At 73.2% G+C, this 20,258-nt stretch carries 22 protein-coding genes; 12 read left to right on the plus strand and 10 right to left on the minus strand.

Annotated features, from left to right (window positions below; genetic code table 11):
* Positions 1-181 precede the first annotated feature (181 nt).
* A complete protein-coding gene (locus Sfr03f_RS20370) occupies positions 182-886 on the plus strand; it encodes a TerB family tellurite resistance protein (RefSeq protein ID WP_108955389.1) in 705 nt (234 codons plus the stop codon).
* A 10-nt stretch (positions 887-896) separates the two neighbouring features.
* Here the strand turns inward: Sfr03f_RS20370 and Sfr03f_RS20375 are convergent, their stop codons facing one another.
* Positions 897-1,886 carry a hypothetical protein gene (locus Sfr03f_RS20375; protein ID WP_108955390.1) on the minus strand — a complete coding sequence of 330 codons (990 nt, stop codon included), beginning with the start codon at positions 1,884-1,886 and terminating at the stop codon, positions 897-899.
* Complete coding sequence (locus tag Sfr03f_RS20380; RefSeq protein WP_108955391.1) at positions 1,883-2,440, minus strand: SigE family RNA polymerase sigma factor; 558 nt, start codon at positions 2,438-2,440, stop codon at positions 1,883-1,885. The genes Sfr03f_RS20375 and Sfr03f_RS20380 overlap by 4 nt, the downstream gene beginning before the upstream one ends.
* Before the next feature lie 79 nt (positions 2,441-2,519).
* On the opposite strand from Sfr03f_RS20380, the gene Sfr03f_RS20385 reads away from it, so the two are divergent.
* The gene (locus tag Sfr03f_RS20385; protein WP_108955507.1) at positions 2,520-2,975 is read left to right on the plus strand and encodes a protein-tyrosine phosphatase family protein; all 456 of its coding nucleotides are present in this window, start codon (positions 2,520-2,522) and stop codon (positions 2,973-2,975) included.
* Here Sfr03f_RS20385 and Sfr03f_RS20390 read toward each other — a convergent pair.
* A complete protein-coding gene (locus tag Sfr03f_RS20390) occupies positions 2,950-3,468 on the minus strand; it encodes a GNAT family N-acetyltransferase (protein ID WP_108955392.1) in 519 nt (172 codons plus the stop codon). The genes Sfr03f_RS20385 and Sfr03f_RS20390 overlap by 26 nt on opposite strands.
* 203 nt (positions 3,469-3,671) lie before the next feature.
* On the opposite strand from Sfr03f_RS20390, the gene Sfr03f_RS20395 reads away from it, so the two are divergent.
* From Sfr03f_RS20395 to Sfr03f_RS20430, 8 genes are all read left to right on the plus strand, one after another.
* Positions 3,672-4,418: an SCO2525 family SAM-dependent methyltransferase gene (locus tag Sfr03f_RS20395; protein WP_108955393.1), complete on the plus strand. Its 747-nt coding sequence runs from the start codon at positions 3,672-3,674 to the stop codon at positions 4,416-4,418.
* A 68-nt stretch (positions 4,419-4,486) separates the two neighbouring features.
* Positions 4,487-6,337 (plus strand): SCO2524 family protein, encoded by a 1,851-nt coding sequence (locus tag Sfr03f_RS20400; protein WP_108955394.1) that lies wholly within the window; start codon positions 4,487-4,489, stop codon positions 6,335-6,337.
* A gap of 3 nt (positions 6,338-6,340) precedes the next feature.
* Positions 6,341-7,258: an SCO2523 family variant P-loop protein gene (locus tag Sfr03f_RS20405; protein ID WP_108955395.1), complete on the plus strand. Its 918-nt coding sequence runs from the start codon at positions 6,341-6,343 to the stop codon at positions 7,256-7,258.
* On the plus strand, positions 7,255-8,214 hold the full coding sequence (locus Sfr03f_RS20410) for an SCO2522 family protein (RefSeq protein ID WP_170145122.1): 960 nt from the start codon (positions 7,255-7,257) through the stop codon (positions 8,212-8,214). The genes Sfr03f_RS20405 and Sfr03f_RS20410 overlap by 4 nt, the downstream gene beginning before the upstream one ends.
* A 42-nt stretch (positions 8,215-8,256) precedes the next feature.
* Positions 8,257-9,246 carry an SCO2521 family protein gene (locus tag Sfr03f_RS20415; RefSeq protein WP_108955397.1) on the plus strand — a complete coding sequence of 330 codons (990 nt, stop codon included), beginning with the start codon at positions 8,257-8,259 and terminating at the stop codon, positions 9,244-9,246.
* A 76-nt stretch (positions 9,247-9,322) separates the two neighbouring features.
* Complete coding sequence (locus Sfr03f_RS20420; RefSeq protein ID WP_108955398.1) at positions 9,323-10,405, plus strand: hypothetical protein; 1,083 nt, start codon at positions 9,323-9,325, stop codon at positions 10,403-10,405.
* Between the two features lie 40 nt (positions 10,406-10,445).
* Positions 10,446-11,192 carry a DNA repair protein RecO gene (gene recO / locus Sfr03f_RS20425; protein WP_108955399.1) on the plus strand — a complete coding sequence of 249 codons (747 nt, stop codon included), beginning with the start codon at positions 10,446-10,448 and terminating at the stop codon, positions 11,190-11,192.
* 46 nt (positions 11,193-11,238) lie between these two features.
* Positions 11,239-12,090, plus strand: coding sequence for an isoprenyl transferase (locus Sfr03f_RS20430; protein ID WP_108955400.1), 852 nt, complete (start codon positions 11,239-11,241; stop codon positions 12,088-12,090).
* 37 nt (positions 12,091-12,127) lie between these two features.
* On the opposite strand, the gene Sfr03f_RS20435 is transcribed toward Sfr03f_RS20430, so the two are convergent.
* The 5 genes from Sfr03f_RS20435 to Sfr03f_RS20460 form a co-directional block, all read right to left on the minus strand.
* Positions 12,128-12,829 carry a glycoside hydrolase family 11 protein gene (locus tag Sfr03f_RS20435; RefSeq protein WP_245967658.1) on the minus strand — a complete coding sequence of 234 codons (702 nt, stop codon included), beginning with the start codon at positions 12,827-12,829 and terminating at the stop codon, positions 12,128-12,130.
* A gap of 321 nt (positions 12,830-13,150) precedes the next feature.
* The gene (locus tag Sfr03f_RS20445; RefSeq protein WP_108955402.1) at positions 13,151-13,567 is read right to left on the minus strand and encodes a Fur family transcriptional regulator; all 417 of its coding nucleotides are present in this window, start codon (positions 13,565-13,567) and stop codon (positions 13,151-13,153) included.
* 58 nt (positions 13,568-13,625) lie between these two features.
* Positions 13,626-14,603 carry a metal ABC transporter permease gene (locus tag Sfr03f_RS20450; protein WP_108955403.1) on the minus strand — a complete coding sequence of 326 codons (978 nt, stop codon included), beginning with the start codon at positions 14,601-14,603 and terminating at the stop codon, positions 13,626-13,628.
* On the minus strand, positions 14,603-15,409 hold the full coding sequence (locus Sfr03f_RS20455) for a metal ABC transporter ATP-binding protein (protein ID WP_108955509.1): 807 nt from the start codon (positions 15,407-15,409) through the stop codon (positions 14,603-14,605). The genes Sfr03f_RS20450 and Sfr03f_RS20455 overlap by 1 nt, the downstream gene beginning before the upstream one ends.
* Positions 15,410-15,426: 17 nt before the next feature.
* A complete protein-coding gene (locus Sfr03f_RS20460) occupies positions 15,427-16,437 on the minus strand; it encodes a metal ABC transporter substrate-binding protein (protein ID WP_108955404.1) in 1,011 nt (336 codons plus the stop codon).
* Positions 16,438-16,679: 242 nt separating this feature from the next.
* On the opposite strand from Sfr03f_RS20460, the gene Sfr03f_RS20465 reads away from it, so the two are divergent.
* On the plus strand, positions 16,680-18,062 hold the full coding sequence (locus Sfr03f_RS20465; protein ID WP_108955405.1) for a glycine--tRNA ligase: 1,383 nt from the start codon (positions 16,680-16,682) through the stop codon (positions 18,060-18,062).
* 71 nt (positions 18,063-18,133) lie between these two features.
* Here Sfr03f_RS20465 and Sfr03f_RS20470 read toward each other — a convergent pair whose 3' ends face one another.
* Both Sfr03f_RS20470 and Sfr03f_RS20475 read right to left on the minus strand, forming a co-directional pair.
* On the minus strand, positions 18,134-18,556 hold the full coding sequence (locus Sfr03f_RS20470; protein WP_108955406.1) for a VOC family protein: 423 nt from the start codon (positions 18,554-18,556) through the stop codon (positions 18,134-18,136).
* 129 nt (positions 18,557-18,685) lie between these two features.
* The gene (locus Sfr03f_RS20475; protein WP_108955407.1) at positions 18,686-19,576 is read right to left on the minus strand and encodes an NAD(P)H-binding protein; all 891 of its coding nucleotides are present in this window, start codon (positions 19,574-19,576) and stop codon (positions 18,686-18,688) included.
* Positions 19,577-19,641: 65 nt separating this feature from the next.
* On the opposite strand from Sfr03f_RS20475, the gene Sfr03f_RS20480 reads away from it, so the two are divergent.
* Positions 19,642-20,244: a TetR/AcrR family transcriptional regulator gene (locus tag Sfr03f_RS20480; protein ID WP_108955408.1), complete on the plus strand. Its 603-nt coding sequence runs from the start codon at positions 19,642-19,644 to the stop codon at positions 20,242-20,244.
* Positions 20,245-20,258 lie beyond the last annotated feature (14 nt).

A 20,258-nucleotide genomic window follows, 5' to 3' on the forward strand; every position in this document is an offset into this window, starting at 1 on the left:
GGGCGGCTTCCCGGGGCCCGTCCGCCGTCCACCGGCGGGCGGGCCCCGGCGCATTCCGGCCACTTGGCACGGATGATCACGGATTGGTCTCCTCCAGGGTGCTGACGCGGCCCAGCTGGTGTGGCTAACATCACGCCGAGCGCGACGATGTTGCCGCGGCTTACCCGTACGGAGGTGCGACGTGCTGCCAGGGAGCGGACGAGACGGCGGACGGCGCCCCGCGCGCGCACTGCGGATGGTGGGCCTGCGCACCAGCTGGACCGACGCCGGCGAGGGCGAGTTCTTCTGCCCCGGCTGCGGCGGGGACCGCAACTACCGGCGCCTGCACGGCCAGGTGCGCCTCACCGTGCTCGGCGTCCCGCTGGCCGGCCGCGGGGAGACCGGCCCCATCGTCGAGTGCTCCTCCTGCGCCGCGCGGTACGGCGCCGAGGTCCTGGACCACCCCACCACCGCGCGCTTCTCGACGATGCTCCGGGACGCCGTGCGGACGGTCGCGCTGGCGGTCCTGGCGACCGGCGGCGCCGGCTCCCGGACCGCCCTGGAGACGGCCGCCGAGGGCGTGCGGGCCGCGGGCTTCGACGACTGCACCGCGGACGAACTCGCCCTGCTGGCCCGCGTCGTCGACGACGAGGACGCCTCCCGCGCCCTGGGCCGCCCCTGCGAGGCGGCGATCGCCCTCGAACTGCACGAGGCGCTCGGGCCGCTGGCCCCCCACCTCGCGCCGCTCGGACGCGAATCGATTCTCCTGCAGGCCGCCCGCATCGCCCTGGCGGACGGCCCCTACCGGCCCGCCGAGCGCGAGGCGCTGACCGCGGTGGGCGCGGCGCTGGCCCTCCCCGAGGCGGACGTCCCCCGCCTGCTGGAGTCCGCCCGCACGCCGTCCTGAAGGCCCGGTGCTACGGCAGCGTCCGGGAGTGGTACCTGTCCCGGTCGGAGTCGTAGACCAGCTTGCCGCCGGCGTCGTAGCCCCGGACGCGGGGCGACAGGGTGACCTGCCGGTCGAGTTCCCCCGCCGCCACGAACCAGCCGTCGTCGAGCACCGCCTCCTCGCTCTCGCCGCCGTACTCGACGGTGACCCGGGCGACCGCCGGCTCCGCCGTGCCGATCACCCCCCACCTGAAGGGCAGCTTCCAGGCCCCCCGGTCCATCACCGACTGGCTGTGGAGCTTGGACGCGTTGATGTCCATGACCACCGGACCGGCGTCCGGGGGCGCCGGGTCGCCGGAGCTCACGTTGACGCCGGGAACCTGACCGTTCTTGAGCGTGCAGATGAGGCGGGTGGCGCGGGCCGGATCGGCCGGGCTGTCCACCGCGACGACGAAGAAGCCGTCACCCGTGGCGTTGCTGTCCCCGGTGGCCCGCATCGCCAGCAGCAGCCGGAAGTCCTCGGCCGGGGGCAGCGGCCGGTCCCCGCTCACGCCGTTGGAGGGCATGCGCTGTCCGGGCGGGGCGGGTGCGCCCTTCGCCGGATCGTCGTTCCAGAGGCGGTCGCCGTCGATGCACTCCCGCAGACCCCGGGAGGCCTGCTCGTAGGTGATCTTGTCGAGCAGCTGCCCCTCGGACGCCGGACGGGCCGGGCCCTTGTCCCGTGCCGGAGCGGCCCCGGGGCCCGCTTGCGCTCGTGTCGCGGGGGCGGACGCCGCCGTGTCCGCCGGTGCCGCGGCGGGCGCGGTGAGCCAGTGGGCGCCGAGGGGCGCCGCGGCGAGGACGGCCAGCGAGGCCCCCAGTACGGCCGCCCGGCGACGCCGGGCGGCACGGCCGCGGCGGCGGATCGTCTCCAGCGGCGCCGGGGCAGGCGTCAGCGCCTCCGCGTCCTCGGCCAGCAGCGTGCGCAGCGCCTCGTCCCGGGGCGCCCTCGGGCCGCCGCCGCTCGTGTACTCGTTCATCGTTCCCCTCCGTGGTCCGCGCCCATGGACGCGGTCGTCATCCGTGCGGTGGCGCCGTTCAGCGCCTCGGCCAGCCCCGGCGTCGCCCGCAGCTTCGCCAGCCCCTTGGCGGCCTGGCTCTTGACCGTGCCCGCCGAGCAGCCGAGGGCCGCGGCCGTCTCGGTCTCGGACAGGTCCTCCCAGTAGCGGAGCACGATCACCGCCCGCTGCCGGGCCGGCAGCGCGGCCAGCGCCTCCACCAGCGTTCCGCGGGTGTCCGCCCTTTCCCCCTCGTCCCGGCCGGCCCGCTCGGGCACCGACGCGGTCAGCGACTCCGGCACGCGGCGCTTGCGGAACCGGTCGCTGTTGCAGCTGACCAGGATCCGCCGGACGTACGCCTCCGGGCTGTCGGCCCGCAGCACCCGCCGCCAGGAGCGGTACGCCTTGGTGAGCGCGGTCTGCGTCAGGTCCTCGGCCAGGTGCCGGTCACCGGTCAGCAGGTACGCGGTCCGCACCAGACGGGTCCACCGGGCCTGGACGAATTCCTGGAACCGGTCCTCCAGTTCGGTCTGCATCAAGACCTCCTCGCCCCACCTGACCGCGTCTTCGCCCGAACAGGTTGCCCGGCGGGCCGGCCGTGGTTCGATGGGCGGCATGACCGACGACTGGGAGAGCTGGGCGGAGGACGCCCCCGGGGTGGTGCGGCTTCCGTCGGGGCGGCTGGTGCGCGGGCGGGGGCTGCGGGATCCGCTGCCGCCGGGGCCCGCGCCGGAGGTCGGGCTGTACCTGCAGGCCCGGCGCGCGCCGCAGGTGCCGTGGGAGGCGCGGCTGCTGCGGTGGCCGGACTTCCGGCTGCCGGCCGACCGGGAGGAGGCGCGGGCGGCGCTGGCCGAGGTGTGGCGGGAGGCCGCCCGCCGCCGGGTGGAGGTGGCCTGCAGCGGCGGGCGCGGACGCACCGGGACGGCGCTGGCCTGCCTGGCCGTCCTCGACGGGGTGAACCCCGCCGAGGCGGTGACCTGGGTGCGGCGCCACTACCACCCCCGTGCCGTGGAGACCCCGTGGCAGCGGCGCTACGTGCGGCGGTTCAGCGCCGCCGGGACGGCGGCGTGAGGTCCAGCCGCATCACCAGGCGGTCCTGGCCGGGGCCGAAGTAGTCCGGCCGCAGGCCGCCGTCCGGCTCCTCGCAGACGAAGCCGAGCGAGCGGTAGAGCAGGACGGCCGCGCTGTTGGCCGGCTCCACGGTGAGCCGGACCACGCCGATCCCGTCGTCCTCCAGCAGCAGGAGGACCTCGCGCATCAGGTCGCGGCCCAGGCCCCGCCCGCGCCGGTCGCGGGTGACGCACAGGCCGAGGATCCAGCAGTCCCGGCTGAGCGTGTCGGTCCCGGCCAGCACGTAGCCGTGCAGGCGGCCCGAACCGTCGTCCAGGACCAGGAAGTGCCGCTGGTAGAGATCGAAGAGCTGGCGGAGGAGAAACGCGGGGTAGGCGAACTGGCCGAAGATCTCGTGGTCGAGACGGCGCAGTTCGGGAAGATCGGTTTCCTCCGCGCGTCGGAGGACCAGCTCCGTGGGGGTGGAGGGAAGGGCCTCCGTGTATGCGGTCATGCGGGCGCACCACCTTCGATCGGGTGAATCCGGTGCGCGGGCAGCCGGCTCTCGCCGGTGGGGGTGTGAGAAGCCTTCCCCTCAAGTCCCGTTCCATGCACGCTCGTTGACCAAGGGGTGGGGGCGCGCGGGGGAGGCCAACTTTGCTATCTTGACGAGGCGTTGGGGGTTCGTCATGGGTCTGGCGTTGGTATTTTCTAGAAATGGCCCTCAATTCTGAAGCACCATGGGACCAGTTCTGCCCAAATGATTATGTGAAGCGGAACTATGCCTCCCCACTTGACGTCGACAAGCAGATCGTCCGCCTGGTCGGCCGGCATTTCACCGATCATTTCGGCGGGCGGAACCAGGGGCCGGTGAAGGGGGTCGACGTGGGCGCGGGCGCCAATCTCTACCCGGCGCTGTGCATGCTGCCCTGGTGCTCGGAGATCACCCTCCTGGAGAAGGGCCCGAAGAACCTCGACTACCTGCGCGGACAGGCCGAGGACGGCTTCGACACCGCCTGGGACGCCTTCTGGGACGAGCTGGCCTACTCCCACCCCCGCTACAAGGCGGTGCACGGAGAGCGGCACGAGCGGCTGCGCCAGGTGGCGGAGCCCCGTCCCGGGGACCTGCTGGAGCTCGGCGGCTCCGCCGAACGCTGGGGCGTGGGCGCGATGTTCTTCGTCGCGGAGTCCATGTCCAGCTCGGGCGAGGAGTTCCGCACCGCGGTCGACCACTTCCTGGGCGTGCTCGAGCCCGGCGCCCCGTTCGCCGCCGCCTTCATGCTGCAGTCCGAGGGCTACGAGGTCGGCGCCTACGAGTACCCGGCGTACGCGGTCGACCAGCCCGCGGTCGCCGAGGCGCTCGAGCCGCTGGCGCAGAACGTCACCTACCACGAGCTGGACTTCATCCTGCGGGAGGGCCACGAGGGGATGCTCCTGGCGCTCGGGTTCCGCAGGACCGGGTGAACCGCAGGACCGACTGAACGAGCCGGGCGGGACACCGCCCGGTTGATCTGTTGTGAGGGGTACGGGGAATGCAGATCAAACCGCGCCAGCACCTGCTGGACATCTGGCGGGCCATCGCCCGCCACTCGTTCCGCGACGGGGGCAAGTTCGCCTGGGGCGAGCTCGGCGGAGTCAGCTCCGTCGCGGACGCCGAGCGGCTGCTGTGCCTGCTCTACCCCGCGACGGAGATCCCCTCCTTCCGCCTCGACCAGCCCGACACCACCGAACGGGACGTCCTGCGGGCGCTGGAGCCGGTCGGCACCCGCCTGGAGATCCCGGCCAACATCGTCGGCCTCCTCGCCGACTTCATGCAGAAGCACACCGGGCCCGACGGCGCGCCCAGCTTCGCCGGGGGGCACTACTTCCGGCCCCGCCGGCCCGAGGACAAGGTCACCGAGGAGCAGCGCCAGTGGGGCGTCGTGGACTCCTACTCCATGTCCATCACGCTCTGCCTGGCCGCGCTCGGCTTCCTCAAGGTCTACGAGGACACCACCGCCCGCAGCGACGTGCGCCAGGCCGTGGAGGACCTCAGAGAGGCCACCCGCGCCCGGCTGACCGCCGCCATGGTCAGCCTGCTGCGGTCCTTCAGCGTCAACGTCTTCCAGCCGGAGTCCGACCAGGGCAAGCGGCTGATCCAGCTGATCGGCCAGGGCCGCCAGTCCGACCGCGCGGTCATCCAGCAGTTCTCCCGCCGCTTCAAGGCGCTGCGGGCCACCATCGGCGAGAGCCTGGTCCTCGGCATCGATGTCGAGGAGATGCTGCGCGACGACAACCAGCTCTTCGAGTGCGGCTGGGCCTGGGGCATCGTCCGCGACGCCCCCGGGGTCGTCGACCTCGCCGAGCCGCCGGTCAGCCAGCCCCAGGGCTCCGCGGACAACCTGCCCTACGTGTACTTCACCGTCATCGCCCTCGACGGTATCCAGGACCTCTTCTCCGAGCGCACCCTCACCCTCGGCCTGCTCGACGCCGACCAGCAGAAGCTCGCCGAGGCGCTGCGCCTGCGGTGGGAGATCAGCCAGCAGTACTGGTCCGGCATCGCCCGCTTCGGCGAGAACCGCTGGCCGCTGGAGGACCTGCCCTGGCGGACCACCGGCCTGCAGCTGGAGTCCGAGTACTTCTCCCTCACCGTCGCCGCCATCCTTGTGCACGACCTGGTGCGCCGCCGCGCCACCGACGACGACCTCACCCGCACCGTCACCATCATGGAGCGGCTCGCCGAACGCGGCCGCGTCACCAGCCGGCTGTCCTTCGACGACCCGTACGTCCACCTGCACAGCCCCGGCGCCACGCTCCCCCTCTCCGGGGCGGGCAAGAACGGCCTGCCGCCGCTGCTGTGGCGGATGACCGACTTCTCCGCCCACCTCCTCAAGCGGACCGTGCAGCTGGCCGAGCTCTCCCGCAACCTCGGCAGCCAGGACCGGCTGCTGCGGCTCGCCGAGCAGATCTACGAGCACCTGTGGGCCCGCCGCATCGAGGACGGCGAGGGCACCGGCCTCTGGGACGACGTCAAGGGCGCCTACCCGGAGCTGGAGGGCATCCCCTCCCGGCTCTCCTGGTCGGTCACCGAGCGCGTCACCGAGTGCCTGGTCGCCGCCCGCCAGCTCTACCACCAGGACCCCATCCGCAGTGCCGACCTCGCCGAGCTCGCCCGGCACCTGCTCAGCGAGGCCACCCACCTCTTCGGCAAGGAGCAGCTGGAGGCCGCGCCGACCGACGACGGCGGCCGCGGCCGGGCCATGCGCTCCATCGAGGCCCGCCTCGACCGGGCGCGCGACCTGGTCGACCGGCAGCCCGCCACCGCCTTCGCACTGGCCCTGCCGGTGCTCCAGGAACTCGACACGCTGGCCCAGGCCAGGGGCGCCGCCGCCCAGGAGGTGTGAGCCGTGCTCGTCTTCGCCGCCTCCGACAAGGGAGGCACCGGCCGCTCGGTGACCAGCGCCAACCTGGCCTACCAGCGCGCCCTGCTCGGCGACCACGTCGCGTACGTGGACTTCGACTTCGGCTCGCCCACCGCCGCCGCCGTCTTCGACGTGCCCGGAGCGATCCGCGGCATCCAGGAGAACGGCCTGCACTCCTACCTCGAGGGCGAGACCAACGAACCGGCGAAGATCGACGTCTGGCGGCAGACCGAGCACCCCGTGCTGCGCAACCGGCCCAACCAGGCCGGCCGGCTGGTGCTCTTCCCCGGCAACATCAGCGGCGGCGAGTTCGCCACCGACGACGACACCCTGGAACGCTGCGTCGACCTGCTGCTGCGGCTCAACACCGAGTTCGACCTGATCGTGGTCGACCTCAGCGCCGGCCGCAGCTACGCCATGGACATGGTCCTCGCGGCCACCGCGCACCCCCGGATGCGCCACGTGCCCTTCCGCTGGCTGGTCTTCCACCGCTGGACCCGCCAGCACGTCATCGCCGCCGCCGGCCTGGTCCACAAGGACCACGGCATCCTGGACTGCGGCGCCGGCCACGGCCACGACAGGGAGGCGCTGCGCGGCCACATCCGTTTCGTGCGCGCCGCCGTGCCCGACCCCGAATCGCCCCTGTGGTCGCAGGTCACCCCCGCGCAGGCCGCCTGGATGCAGGCCTGCGACGAGGCGCTGCGCCGCCTCGCCTCGGACAACCGCATCGGCGACAGCGTCGTCCTCGGCATCGTGCCGCTCGAACCCATCCTGCAGTGGCGCGAGCAGCTGATCACCGAGGAGGACGTCCTCTCCAAGCAGATCGCCAACAAGGAGACCCTCGAGGCGCTGGAGGAAATCGCCCGCCGCCTCACCGACGACGCCTGCTGGGGGCGGCCATGACGGAAGCAGTGTTCCGCGAGACCGCCGCCGAACCACGCACCCAGGCGGTGCCGCTCGCCCACCTCTCACTGGAGCTGGGCCACCTCTACATGGAGGATTTCGAGGCCGGCCCCGAGCGCCTGCGCCGCCACTTCGCCCAGGTCGTGCACTGGGCCGAGGCGGTGCGCGGCAGCACCGCCGCCGCCACCGGGAAGCGTCCCCGGATCTCCACCTGCTTCCTGATCGACGACTACTTCACCCGCTTCTCCACCCCCCGCGAGCTCGTGCCGCAGCTCCTGGAGGAGGCCGAGCGGGCCGGGCTGAGCATCGACTACCTGGCCCGCGAGTCCGGCTGCGCCGTGGCCGACGGCGCGCAGGTCGCCGAGGCGGTCGCCGGACGCCTCGTGGAGTCCCCGCCGCCCGGCGCCTACGGGGCCCGCCCGCCCGCCGGGCAGACCGGCTGGCTCGCCAACGGCGAACGCAGCCCCGTCGCCCGCACCCCGCAGGCCATGAAGAAGGCGATCCCCTGGCAGGCGCCCCGGGAGACCGCCGCCCGGCAGCACTCCGTCTTCCTCGACGTCGAGCTGTGGAGCGAGCGCCCCGGCGGCGGGAAGCTGTGGTCCTGCCCCTTCCTCGCCGCCGTCTGGCAGCTCGCCCGGCTCGGCCTGCTGCGCCACGAGGGCCAGGCCGTCCTCACGCCCCGCCCGCACGAGGGGCCGTTCCCCGACGACTGGGACGAGATGCCGCCCCTGCTGCAACTCCAGGAGCGCGCCGCCCCGTTCGCCGCCTACCGCACCTGCTCGGTGCTGCCCAACCGCTTCATGCCGGTCGAGCACGCGGTCCGCGTCGTCCTCGACCAGACCGAGGTCGACCCCGGGGCGCTGCAGCAGGTCGCCGCCCGCTCCGCCGGGGAGGGCGCCGCCGTCCCCGCCTCGGTGGCCGACCGGATCTCCTACGTCTTCTACGCGGGGCAGTGAGATGCGGCGGGGGCACGGGCAGGCACACAGGGGGGTGACGTCATGAGTCCGCGGGAGAGCCGGGACCACGACCAGGGCGCGGGGGCCGTCCTGCTGTGCGGGGAGGTCCGCACCTGCCTGCTCCCCGCGCACCAGGCCCTCGACGTCCGGGCCGCCGCCCAGCTGCTGCGGCTGCGGGCCGACGAACGCGTCCTGGTCTCCGAGCGGCCCAACCTCTACGCCCGCTCCCCGGACGCGCTGACCGGCGTCGACTGTCCGCTGCCCAGCGCCAGCGGGGCCAAGGTCCGTGCCGTCGGCACCGTCGCCGCCCGCGGCGCCCTCACCGAGGGCCGGGTGCTGCAGACCTCCGCCCGCCTCTCCCTCACCGCCCGCGGCCCCGACCACCGGCAGCCCTGGGGTCACTACCTGGTCCGTCCCGGCCTGCTCGAACCCTTCGGGCGGCTCCCCCGCGAAGCGGTCGCCGAAGGCGTCCTGGCGGGGGCCCGTCGCGGCGAACTCGACGTCGGCCTGATCGCCGACGGCCTGCTCACCCGGCTGCTGCGCCACCCGCTCCTCGACCAGCGGCCGCCCTTCAAGTCCCGCCCCACCAGACTTCGCTGGACCGCGCTGACGGCGGGCCCCGGCACCGACCGCCCCGTCATCGAACGCCTCACCCTGGCCGAGGACGAACTGCGGACCCTCGCCCTGCGCGTCCCGTCCGGCGCCGACCCGGCCGAGGTCGCCGCCCTCTGCGAGGACCTCGCCCTGCACGACTGGCTGCTCACCACCCTCGTCCGCCTCCTCGACGGCAGCCGGCTGGGCTCCGCCGACGGCACCGCCGTGGTGCGGGCGCTGCGGCCGGCCGTCGACCACCTGCTCCACCTCTGGATGCCCCGGGCCCGCCTGGACCCCGCGTTCGCCGCCCTCTGGGACGCCCTGGAGGAACGCCCCGGCTTCACCCGCCAGTGGGAGGCCCTCGTCCGGCGCATCCGCGACCAGCTCGCGCTCCACGCGATCCCCGCGCTGCACCAGGAGGCGGTGATGGCTCCCTGAGCAGACACCGACACCGGTACAGCTGACGCGCCCGTACAGCCGATCCCACGGACAACCCAACGGGGGGAGAAGCGAGATGAGCACCACGCAGTCACCTCAGCCCGACGACACCACGCGAGAGACCGGTCGCGTGGGCCCGACGCCCCTGCGGCTGCGGCGGGCCGGAGTGGGCCTGGCCCTGGCGGCGCTGGTCCTCGCCGTCGCCGCCGCCCTGGACATCGACGACACGCCGCTGCTGCCGATCGCGCTCGCCGTCGCCTGCGGCGCCACCGCCCTGGTCGTGCAGCACCTGGCCGGGCTGTCCCGGCAACTCGACGAACAGGCCCGGCAGACCCGCGAGACCCGCGAGGCCCTGGACGGCACGGCCGCCGCCGTCCGCGAGAGCCTCCAGCGGCAGACCGCCGGCACCCGCGGCGCGGACCGCGACCGCGCCGTGGCGACCGCGTCCGGGGCCGGCGCCCCGGTGGAGGCCGTCGTCCACCGCCTCGACAGCCAGGTCACCTCCGACTCGATCCCCGAGCAGTCCCGGCGCGCCATCGCCGAGGTGCTCACCACCGGCCCGGACATCCTGCAGACCTTCGCCCGCGCGGAGCTGGAGCGGGTCGTGCGGCACATGGCCGACCTGAACAACCTCACCGCCGAGTGCGCGGGGGAGAACCACGACTGGATGCTCTCCCTCACCCACTCCACCGAGCACTCCCTCCTCGCCACCAGCACCTCGGTGGACCGCGAGTTCTGGAACAGCGAGCCCGCATCCCGCTACCTCCAGGCCCAGCGCGAGGCCATCGAGCGGGGCGTGGTCGTGCAGCGGCTCTTCCTGCTGGAGTCCGCGGAGATGCTCGACGACAAGCTGCTGCGGCTGTGCGAGGAACAGGAACTGCTCGGCATCGAGCTGCGCGCCGCGGTCATGCAGGAACTCCCGCCGCACCTCCAGCGGGGCACGACCAGCGACTTCATCCTCTACGACGAGGGCGTCTCCTTCGAGATCGAGCAGGACCTGCGCGACGTCAACGTCAAGACCCGCCTGATCGCCCGTCCCGACCACGTCGGGCAGCGCCTGCGCCGCTTCCGCGAGCTGTGGGAGGCCGGGATGAACCTGCGGGACCTGGAGACCCGCGTCGACGACGAGGAGGACGGCGCCTGGATGGTCGACGTCTAGTCCGTGACCGGCTCGCCGGCGGGTGCGGGAGAATGGGGCCATGAGTCTCTTCCGGGACGACGGCGTCGTCCTGCGCACCCAGAAGCTCGGCGAGGCGGACCGGATCATCACGCTGCTGACCCGGGGCCACGGCCGGGTGCGCGCGGTCGCCCGAGGGGTGCGCCGCACCAAGTCGAAGTTCGGGGCGCGGCTGGAGCCGTTCTCCCACGTCGACGTGCAGTTCTTCGCCCGCGGCAGCGAGCTGGTCGGCCGCACCCTGCCGCTGTGCACGCAGAGCGAGACCATCGCCGCGTACGGCGGGACGATCGTGACCGACTACGACCGGTACACCGCCGGCACCGCCATGCTGGAGACCGCCGAGCGGTTCACCGAGCAGGAGGGCGAGCAGGCCGTGCAGCAGTACCTGCTGCTGGTCGGCGCGCTGCGCACCCTCGCCCGCGGCGAGCACGCCCCGCACCTGGTCCTCGACGCCTTCCTGCTGCGCTCGCTGGCCGTCAACGGCTACGCGCCCAGCTTCGGCGACTGCGCGCGGTGCGGGATGCCCGGGCCCAACCGGTTCTTCTCGGTGGCCGGCGGCGGCTCGGTCTGCGTCGACTGCCGCATGCCGGGCAGCGTGGTGCCCTCCACCCAGGCCCTGGGCCTGCTGGGCGCGCTGCTCGCGGGGGACTGGGAGACCGCGGACGCCGCCGAGCCGCGGCACGTCCGCGAGGGCAGCGGGCTGGTCGCCGCCTACCTGCACTGGCACCTGGAGCGGGGTCTGCGGTCGCTGCGTTTCGTGGAAAAGTAGGCACCCGCAAGACCGCAGGGGCACGAGGACGAGGAGCTGGGACAACATGGCCGTAGGCGGATTCCTGGGGCGGCAGCGCCGCGAGTACACGGCGCCGGAGCCGCACCCGTCGGGGGCGCGTGCGCCGAAGCTGCCGTCGGAGCTGGTGCCCGGGCACGTGGCGATCGTCATGGACGGCAACGGACGCTGGGCCAAGGACCGCGGGCTGCCGCGCACCGAGGGCCACAAGGTGGGCGCGGAGCGGGTCCTCGACGTCCTGCAGGGCGCCATCGAGGTGGGCGTCGGCTCGGTGTCGCTGTACGCCTTCTCCACGGAGAACTGGAAGCGCTCGCCCGACGAGGTCCGCTTCCTGATGAACTTCAACCGGGACTTCATCCGCAAGACCCGCGACCAGCTCGACGCGCTGGGCATCCGCGTCCGGTGGGTCGGCCGCATGCCGAAGCTGTGGCGCTCGGTCGCCAAGGAGCTGCAGATCGCCCAGGAGCAGACCAAGGGCAACGACCGGCTGACCCTGTACTTCTGCATGAACTACGGCGGCCGCGCGGAGATCGCCGATGCGGCGCAGGCGCTCGCCGAGGACGTGAAGGCCGGGCGGCTGGACCCGTCCAAGGTCAACGAGAAGACCTTCGCGAAGTACATGTACTACCCGGACATGCCGGACGTCGACCTGTTCCTGCGCCCCAGCGGCGAGCAGCGGACCTCGAACTACCTGCTGTGGCAGTCCGCCTACGCGGAGATGGTCTTCCAGGACGTCCTGTGGCCCGACTTCGACCGCCGCGACCTGTGGCGCGCCTGCCTGGAGTACGCGCAGCGCGACCGGCGCTTCGGCGGGGCCGTCCCCAACGAGCAGCTCCTCGCCATGGAGTCCGCGATGCGGGGCGGTCCGGCCGGGTCCTGACCACGACCGGACGCCTCCTCGTGGGGATCGGGGCCCGTCAGCCGACGAGGATGTCGGAGCGCCCGCTGCTCCGGTAACCCTCGGTCGCGACGATCATGAACTCGAAGCCGCCCAGGGTCATCCCCGCCCGCGACCAGGCGTCGAAGTGGTTGCCCGTGGTGACGGTGCCGCCCTGGGTGCGCGTGCCCCGGTTGACGCTCCAGTACTGCTGCAGGATCTGGGTGCCGCCGCTGGGGTACCGCACCGTCCGGTAGAGGTCGTAGACCTGGCCGTCGCTGCTGAGCGTGCCCCGGTGGTCGGGGTGGGCGGGGCGGTAGGAGCCGTACCCGTCGATGATGTAGTACTCGACCAGCGGGTTGCGCGCCCAGCCGTAGACGGACAGGTAGCCGTTGCCGGCAGGGGCGAAGCCGCCCGACCACTGGACGGTCCTGCGGCCGCCGGTGGCCCAGCCCTTGCCCGCCACGAAGTTCCCGCAGCCGGACCAGTCGACGCCGTACCGGCCGCCGGCGCCGAGCGTCATGGCGACCGTTCCGGTGCCGTCGGTCCAGAACTGGTAGTAGTGGCCGTCGTGCGTGCCGCTGCGCGGCGTCGTGACGGTCTGCGCGTGCGCGGTGCCGGGCAGCAGCAGGGAGCCCGAGCCGGCGGCGAGCGCCACGCCGGCGGCCCGCGCCAGGACGCTCCTGCGGCCCGGGCGGGATAAGTGGGGGACGTTCCGGTCGGGTGCCTGGTCCAGGTGCACGAGTACTCCTTCGGTGCGGGTCGACTGCGGGGATCCGGCGCCGCGACGTGCCCCCGCGGGCCGGACGCGGCCGAGGAGATGGGGAGCGGCCCCGGTCGGCGGGGCGGCTTCCCGGCAGTGTTGGCCGGGGCGTCCCGGGCTGTCAACGGCGCGCGGCGTCCGGCGGGCGGTTGCCGGCCACGGGGGCCGGAGCGGGGGGTCGCCGGTCCGGCCGGGCTGGACCGCCTCCGCGCCGTCCTGGACCGTCACCTGCCCCGGGCCTGACGAGCGGCCTCCGCCGGGGGCTGACCCGCCGGTGTACGGAAGCCGCCCTCGGGCGCGTCAGCCCGTGGACGCGCAGGCGGCGCAGGTGCCGAAGATCTCCACGGTGTGGTCGACGTCGACGAAGCCGTGTTCGGCGGCGACGGCGTCGGCCCACCGCTCGACGGCGGGGCCCTCGACCTCGACGGCCTTGCCGCAGCCGCGGCAGACCAGGTGGTGGTGGTGCTCCTCGCTGGAGCAGCGGCGGTAGACGGACTCGCCCTCGGAGGTGCGCAGGACGTCCACCTCACCCGCGTCGGCGAGGGACTGCAGCGTCCGGTAGACGGTGGTGAGGCCCACGGAGTCCCCCCGGTGCCGCAGCAGGTCGTGGAGCTCCTGGGCGCTGCGGAACCCCTGGACCTCGTCCAGGGCCGCCGCGACGGCCGCGCGCTGTCGGGTGGAACGGCCCCGTACGGGCGGTCCGGCGGTCGACGTCACCGTTGCCTCCTCACATTCGTGGGTCGCCGGGCCATTGTGCCAGCCCGGCGGTGCGGGGTCAGGGCCTCGGCCGACCGGAGGGCCCCGAGGGCCTGCCCGAAGGGCCCGCGGCGGGCGCGGCGTGAGCGCCGCCGGAGGTCCCCTCGGCCGTGGCGAGGTCGTACTCGGCCTCGTCCTGCGGCCCCGGCACCCGCGCGGCTCGAGCCCGCCGCGCCTCGGACGCCGCCCGGCGCCTGGCCAGCGGCGTCGCGGCCACCGTGAGCAGCACGAACGCGCCGATGGCCAGCAGCACGATGGTCGCGCCCGGCGGCACGTCGTTGTAGAAGGAGAGGGTCGTGCCGCCCAGCGCCGCGGTGACGCCGAGGGCCACCGCGATCGCGAAGGTCGCGGCGAAGGAGCGTGCCAGCTGCTGCGCGGCGGCGACCGGCACCACCATCAGGGCGGAGATCAGCAGCAGGCCGACGACCCGCATGGCGACCGTCACGGTGACCGCCGCGGTGACCGCGACCAGCAGGTTCAGCGCCCGCACCGGCAGCCCGGTGACCCGCGCGAACTCCTCGTCCTGGCTGACCGCGAACAGCTGGCGGCGCAGGCCCAGGGTGACCAGCAGCACCAGGGCGGCGAGCAGGCAGATCGCGGTGACGTCGGAGGCGCTCACGGTGGTGAGCGAGCCGAACAGGTAGGTGGTCAGGCCCGCGTTGGTGCCGCCGGGGGCGAGCGCGGTCAGCAGCACGCCGCCCGCCATGCCGCCGTAGAACAGCATGGCCAGCGCGATGTCGCCGCGGGTGCGGCCGTACCAGCGGATCAGCTCCATCAGCACCGAGCCGGCCACCGCGACGGCGGCGGCGACCCAGACCGGGGAGGAGTTCAGCAGGAAGCCGAGGCCGACGCCGGTCATGGCGACGTGGCCGATGCCGTCGCCCATCAGGGCCTGGCGGCGCTGCACCAGGTAGATGCCGACGGCCGGGGCGGTGAGGCCGACGAGGACGGCGGCGAGCAGTGCCCGCTGCATGAAGGGGTAGCTCAGGAGGTCCATCAGCTCAGCAGTCCCGTACGGAGGTGGTCGGCGTCCGCGTCGTCGTGCGGGTGGACGTGGTCGTGGCCGGGCAGCGCGTGCTGGCCGAGGGCCTTGGGCGGCGGGCCGTCGTGCAGCACGCAGCCGTCGCGCAGCACCACCGCGCGGTCGATCAGCGGCTCCAGCGGGCCCAGCTCGTGCAGGACGAGCAGGACGCTGACGCCGCGGGAGACCTGTTCGCGCAGGGTGTCCGCGAGGACCTCCTGGCTGGCGAGGTCGACGCCGGCCATCGGCTCGTCCATGATCAGCAGCTCCGGCTCGGAGGCCAGCGCGCGGGCGATCAGCACCCGCTGGTGCTGGCCGCCGGAGAGGGCGTCCACCGGGTCCTTGGCCCGGTCGGCGAGCCCGACCAGCTCCAGGGCGTGCCGGACCGCCTCGCGGTCGGCCTTGCGGAGCAGGCCGAAACGGGCCCGGGACAGCCGCCCGGAGGCCACCACCTCGGTGACGGTCGCCGGCACCCCGCCGGCGGCGGTGGTGCGCTGCGGGACGTAGCCCACGCGCGACCACTGCCGGAAGCGGCGGCGGGGGACGCCGAACAGGTCGATCTCGCCGGAGACCACCGGCACCTGGCCGATGACGGCGCGGACCGTGGTCGACTTGCCGGAGCCGTTGGCGCCGAGCAGCGCGACGACCTCGCCGCGCCGCACCGTCAGGTCGATGCCGCGGAGCACGGGCTTGGCGCCCAGTTCGGCGCGGACCGTGCGCAGCGAGATGACGGGCTCGTCCACGGCGCCCTTATGGATCTCGTCCACGGTGCCCTCCTGCATGGGGGTGTCCGGCCGGGTCACTTGGCCTCCAGGGCCTTCTGCAGGGCCGCGAGGTTGGCCTCCATGACCTGGAAGTAGTCGTCGCCGCGGGACTTCTCGGTGATGCCCTCCAGCGGGTCCAGCACGTCGGTGCGCAGCCCGGCGTCCTTCGCGACGGTGCGGGCCGTCCGGTCGCTGACCAGCGTCTCGTAGAAGACGGTGGTGACGCCGTCCTCCTTCGCGATGTGCTGGAGCTCCTTGACCCGGGCGGCGCTGGGCTCGGACTCGGGGTCGAGGCCGGTGAGGGACTCCTCGATCAGGCCGTACGCCTCGGCGAGGTAGCCGAAGGCGGAGTGGTTGGTGAGGAAGACGTCGGTCTTCCGGTCCTTCAGGCCGTCCTGGAACTTCTTGTCCAGCGCGTCGAGGCGGTTGACCAGGTCCTCGGTGTTGGCGCGGTAGTCGGCCGCGTGCTCGGGGTCGGCCTTCTGGAAGGCCTTGGAGACGCCTTCGGCCACCTCGCCGTACTTGGCGGGGTCCAGCCAGACGTGCGGGTCCTTGCCGCCGGCCTCGTGGGAGTGGTCGTGGCCCTCGTGCCCGTCACCGGACTCCTCGGCGTGCTCGTCCGCGTGCGCCTCGGAGGACTCCTCGGCGTGGCCGTCGACCTCGGCGCCGTGCTTCTCCAGGTCGGTGAGGGCGGCGGCGTCTATCTTCCGCGGGCCCTCGGTCTGGGCGACGGCCTCGTCGACGGCGGGCTGGAGACCCTGGAGGTAGAGGATCGCGTCAGCCTCGGTGAGGGAGGCGGTCTGGCGGGCGGTGATCTCCAGGTCGTGCGGCTCCTGGCCGGGCTTCACCAGGGTGGTCACGTTGACGTTCTTCCCGCCGATCTCCTCGGCGAGGAAGGCCATCGGGTAGAACGACGCGACGACATCGAACTTCTCGGTGTTCTTGGCGTAGGCCGCGGAGTCGCCGGAGCACGCGGTCAGGGCCGTGGCCCCCAGGGCGACGGCGGTGGCGGCGGCGGTCGCGGATATGAGTCGTCGGACGTTCATGACTCTCATTTTCAACTAATATGGAAACCGTTGTCAACAACGGAGGTCAAAGCGGCGCGAAGGGGCCGGATGGGGTGTGTCGGTCCCGGTTGGGCGTCCTGGGAGCGGAACCGATTTGATCGGGGGGCAGTCCCCGCCGGTAACCTGAGGCATTCGCTGTACAGCAAGCTCCGGGGGGCCGGCGCGGCAGTCGCCGGCACCGGTCCTTCGCCGCCGCCCGTCGTCGTAATGAAGAGAGCACCGTGGCCGCCGACAAGATCGACACCATCGTCAGCCTGAGCAAGCGCCGTGGCTTCGTATTCCCCTGCAGTGAGATCTACGGCGGTCAGCGCGCCGCCTGGGACTACGGTCACCTGGGTGTCGAGCTCAAGGAGAACATCAAGCGCCAGTGGTGGCGCTACATGGTGACCTCCCGCGAGGACGTCGTCGGTATCGACTCCTCCGTGATCCTCGCCCCCGAGGTCTGGGTCGCCTCCGGCCACGTCGCCACCTTCTCCGACCCGCTCACCGAGTGCACCTCCTGTCACAAGCGCTTCCGCGCCGACCACCTGGAGGAGGGTTACGAGGAGAAGAAGGGCCGCGCCCCCGAGAACGGCCTGGCCGACATCAACTGCCCCAACTGCGGCGTCAAGGGCCAGTTCACCGAGCCCAAGCAGTTCTCCGGCATGCTCTCCACCCACCTCGGCCCGACCCAGGACAGCGGCTCCATCGCCTACCTGCGTCCCGAGACGGCCCAGGGCATCTTCACCAACTACGCCCAGGTGCAGACCTCCGCGCGCCGCAAGCCGCCGTTCGGCATCGCGCAGATGGGCAAGTCCTTCCGCAACGAGATCACGCCCGGCAACTTCATCTTCCGCACCCGCGAGTTCGAGCAGATGGAGATGGAGTTCTTCGTCAAGCCGGGCGAGGACGAGAAGTGGCAGGAGTACTGGATGGAGCAGCGCTGGAACTGGTACACCGGCCTGGGCCTGCGCGAGGAGAACATGCGCTGGTACGAGCACCCGCAGGAGAAGCTCTCCCACTACTCCAAGCGCACCGCCGACATCGAGTACCGCTTCCAGTTCGGCGGCAGTGAGTGGGGCGAGCTCGAGGGCGTCGCCAACCGCACGGACTACGACCTGACCGCACACTCCAAGGCCTCCGGCCAGGACCTGGTGTACTACGACCAGGAGGCCAACGAGCGCTACACGCCCTACGTCATCGAGCCGGCGGCCGGTGTCGGCCGCACCCTGCTGGCCTTCCTGCTCGACGCCTACGTCGAGGACGAGGCGCCCAACGCCAAGGGCAAGATGGAGAAGCGCACCGTGCTGCGCCTCGACCCGCGCCTCGCGCCGGTCAAGGTCGCCGTGCTCCCGCTCTCCCGCAACCCCGAGCTGTCCCCGAAGGCCAAGGGTCTCGCCCAGGCGCTGCGCCAGCACTGGAACATCGAGTTCGACGACGCGGGCGCCATCGGCCGCCGCTACCGCCGCCAGGACGAGATCGGCACGCCGTTCTGCGTCACCGTCGACTTCGACACCCTGGACGACAACGCGGTGACGATCCGCGAGCGCGACACCATGAAGCAGGAGCGCGTCTCCCTCGACCAGATCGAGGGCTACCTCGCCTCGCGCCTGATCGGCTGCTGAGCGCTCAGCTCTCCACGCACCGGGCCCCGGTCCCGCCCCCTCACCAAGGGCGGGACCGGGGCCCGGTCGCGTCATCGGTCCAGGCGGTGCGCACGGCCCTCGTCGTCGAGGCCGACGGAGCCGTCCGGGCCGTCCGGGCCGTCCGGGCCGTCCGGGATGACGCAGAACTCGTTGCCCTCGGGGTCCGCCATCACCAGGAAGCCGCCGTCGTCGTACTCGTGCAGCCGGCGTCCGCCGAGCGCCTCGATCCGCCGCTGCTCGGCGGCGGGGTCGGGGGCGGCGATGTCGACGTGGACGCGGTTCTTGCCCGGCTGCCGGGGCGCCCCGGCCTGCTGGAAGCCCACGACGAGGTCGTCCTGGCGGCCCAGCCAGACGTAGGGGCCGGTGCGGCCCGCCACCGGCCGGCCGAGCACCTCGGACCAGAAGCCGGCGAGCCGCTCGGGGTCGGCGGCGTCCACGATCACGGCCTTGATCTGCATGGATGTCTTCGTCACCCCCGGCTTGTTCCCGCAAACGCACTCCGCACGGCCCGTGAGTACCTGCGCGCGTTCCGCGGGACCGGGTGACCGCCACGGCGTGGCCCCGCACCGCCGGGACCGCAGCCGTGGGCCGGCCGGACGGTGTCAGGGGGCGGAGGCGGCGCCCCGGGCGAACGCGGCGGCATGGTCGGCGGCCCACCGGCGGAACGACCGCGGCGGAACCCCCAGGACGTCGGACACCGCGGAGCTGACGTGGGCCGGCCTGCCGACCGCCGCGTTCCACGCCGCGAGCAGCATCTCGATCACCGGCCCCGGCGCCTGTCCCCGGCTCTGGCGGCGGAACTCCTGCGGGGTCATCTCCTCGAACCGGACGGGGCGCCCCAGGACCTCGCCGATGACCTCCACCTGCGCCGTCTGGGTCAGCGACTCGGCGCCCGTGAGGACGTAGTCGCCGCCGGCGTGCCCGTCCTCGTACAGGGTCCGCGCCGCGACGTCCGCGACGTCACGGTCGTCGACCGGTGCGGTCTCGGCGGCTCCGTAGGGCCACCGGACGGCGTCGCCCGCGCGGAGGGAGGGCGCCCACCAGGCCACGGCGTTCGACGCGAACATCCCCGGGCGGATGACCGTCGACTCCACTCCCGTCGCCGCGACGAGGCGCTCCAGCTCGGCGTGGAAGGCCGCCATGGGGTTGGGCTGCCGGAAGAACGGGTGCGGCGTCCGGTGCGGTGAGGAGAGGAGGACGACGCGCCGCGTCCGGGCCGCCAGGCGTTCGACGACCGCCTCGGCCGTCGTCGGCGGTGCGGTCCAGAGCAGGAAGACCGCGCCGGCGCCTCGGGCCGCCTCGTCGAGCGAGGCGGGCGCGGTGAGGTCACCCGTGACGACCTCCACGCCGGGCGGCAACGTGGCCGCCGCCTCCGGGCGACGTGTGAGGGCGCGCACGGGCACGCCCGCGTCGAGGAGGCGGTCGACGACCGCGCGGCCGATCCGGCCGGTGGCACCGGTGACCAGGACCGGCTGGGCAGGGATTCGTGTCATGAGCCGCAGAGTAATGCGTTACCGAGTAAAAAATAAAACCGGGTAACGAATGTTAGGCTCCTCAGGTGACAGAGCCGACGGGACTGCGCGCCCGCAAGAAGGCGCGGACCCATGACGCCATCGCCGACGCGGCGATCGGCCTCTTCCTCGCGCGCGGATTCGACGAGGTGTCGGTCAGCGACATCGCCGCCGCGGCCGAGGTCTCCAAGCCGACGCTCTTCCGGTACTTCCCGACCAAGGAAGACCTGGTGCTGCACCGGTTCGCGGACCACCAGGGCGAGGCCGCGCGCGTCGTGCGCGAGCGCGGTCCCGGCGTCTCACCGGTGGCCGCGCTGCACCAGCACTTCCGTGCCGGCCTCGACCGGTACGAGCCGGTGACCGGCCTCAACGACCACCCGGTCGTGGTGGAGTTCCACCGCCTGGTGTTCACCACGCCGAGCTTGGCGGGGCGCCTGGCGCAGTACATGCTGGAGGACGAACAGGCGCTGGCCCAGGCCCTCGACCCCGGCCCGGACCTCCCGGCCCGGCTGCGGGCGGCGCAGGTGATCGCCGTGCGGCGGGTGCTCGCCCGCACCAACTGGCAGCGGATCGCCGACGGACGCTCCGCCCGCGAGGCGCACGCGCAGGCCGTCGCCGACGCCGACCAGGCCTTCGCCCAGCTGCGCTGACGGCCCACGGGGCG

The sequence above is a fragment of the Streptomyces fragilis genome, from assembly GCF_003112515.1.
GTDB lineage: Bacteria > Actinomycetota > Actinomycetes > Streptomycetales > Streptomycetaceae > Streptomyces > Streptomyces fragilis.

Coding starts and splice junctions, on each gene's coding strand:
- Sfr03f_RS20410 (WP_170145122.1), top strand. CDS start 7,255: ATGACGGAAGCAGTGTTCCGCGAGACCGCCGCCGAACCACGCACCCAG.
- Sfr03f_RS20385 (WP_108955507.1), top strand. CDS start 2,520: ATGACCGACGACTGGGAGAGCTGGGCGGAGGACGCCCCCGGGGTGGTG.
- Sfr03f_RS20460 (WP_108955404.1), bottom strand. CDS start 16,437: ATGAACGTCCGACGACTCATATCCGCGACCGCCGCCGCCACCGCCGTC.
- Sfr03f_RS20420 (WP_108955398.1), top strand. CDS start 9,323: ATGAGCACCACGCAGTCACCTCAGCCCGACGACACCACGCGAGAGACC.
- Sfr03f_RS20415 (WP_108955397.1), top strand. CDS start 8,257: ATGAGTCCGCGGGAGAGCCGGGACCACGACCAGGGCGCGGGGGCCGTC.
- Sfr03f_RS20430 (WP_108955400.1), top strand. CDS start 11,239: ATGGCCGTAGGCGGATTCCTGGGGCGGCAGCGCCGCGAGTACACGGCG.
- Sfr03f_RS20475 (WP_108955407.1), bottom strand. CDS start 19,576: ATGACACGAATCCCTGCCCAGCCGGTCCTGGTCACCGGTGCCACCGGC.
- Sfr03f_RS20395 (WP_108955393.1), top strand. CDS start 3,672: ATGGCCCTCAATTCTGAAGCACCATGGGACCAGTTCTGCCCAAATGAT.
- Sfr03f_RS20455 (WP_108955509.1), bottom strand. CDS start 15,409: ATGCAGGAGGGCACCGTGGACGAGATCCATAAGGGCGCCGTGGACGAG.
- Sfr03f_RS20450 (WP_108955403.1), bottom strand. CDS start 14,603: ATGGACCTCCTGAGCTACCCCTTCATGCAGCGGGCACTGCTCGCCGCC.
- Sfr03f_RS20400 (WP_108955394.1), top strand. CDS start 4,487: ATGCAGATCAAACCGCGCCAGCACCTGCTGGACATCTGGCGGGCCATC.
- Sfr03f_RS20390 (WP_108955392.1), bottom strand. CDS start 3,468: ATGACCGCATACACGGAGGCCCTTCCCTCCACCCCCACGGAGCTGGTC.
- recO (WP_108955399.1), top strand. CDS start 10,446: ATGAGTCTCTTCCGGGACGACGGCGTCGTCCTGCGCACCCAGAAGCTC.
- Sfr03f_RS20380 (WP_108955391.1), bottom strand. CDS start 2,440: ATGCAGACCGAACTGGAGGACCGGTTCCAGGAATTCGTCCAGGCCCGG.
- Sfr03f_RS20375 (WP_108955390.1), bottom strand. CDS start 1,886: ATGAACGAGTACACGAGCGGCGGCGGCCCGAGGGCGCCCCGGGACGAG.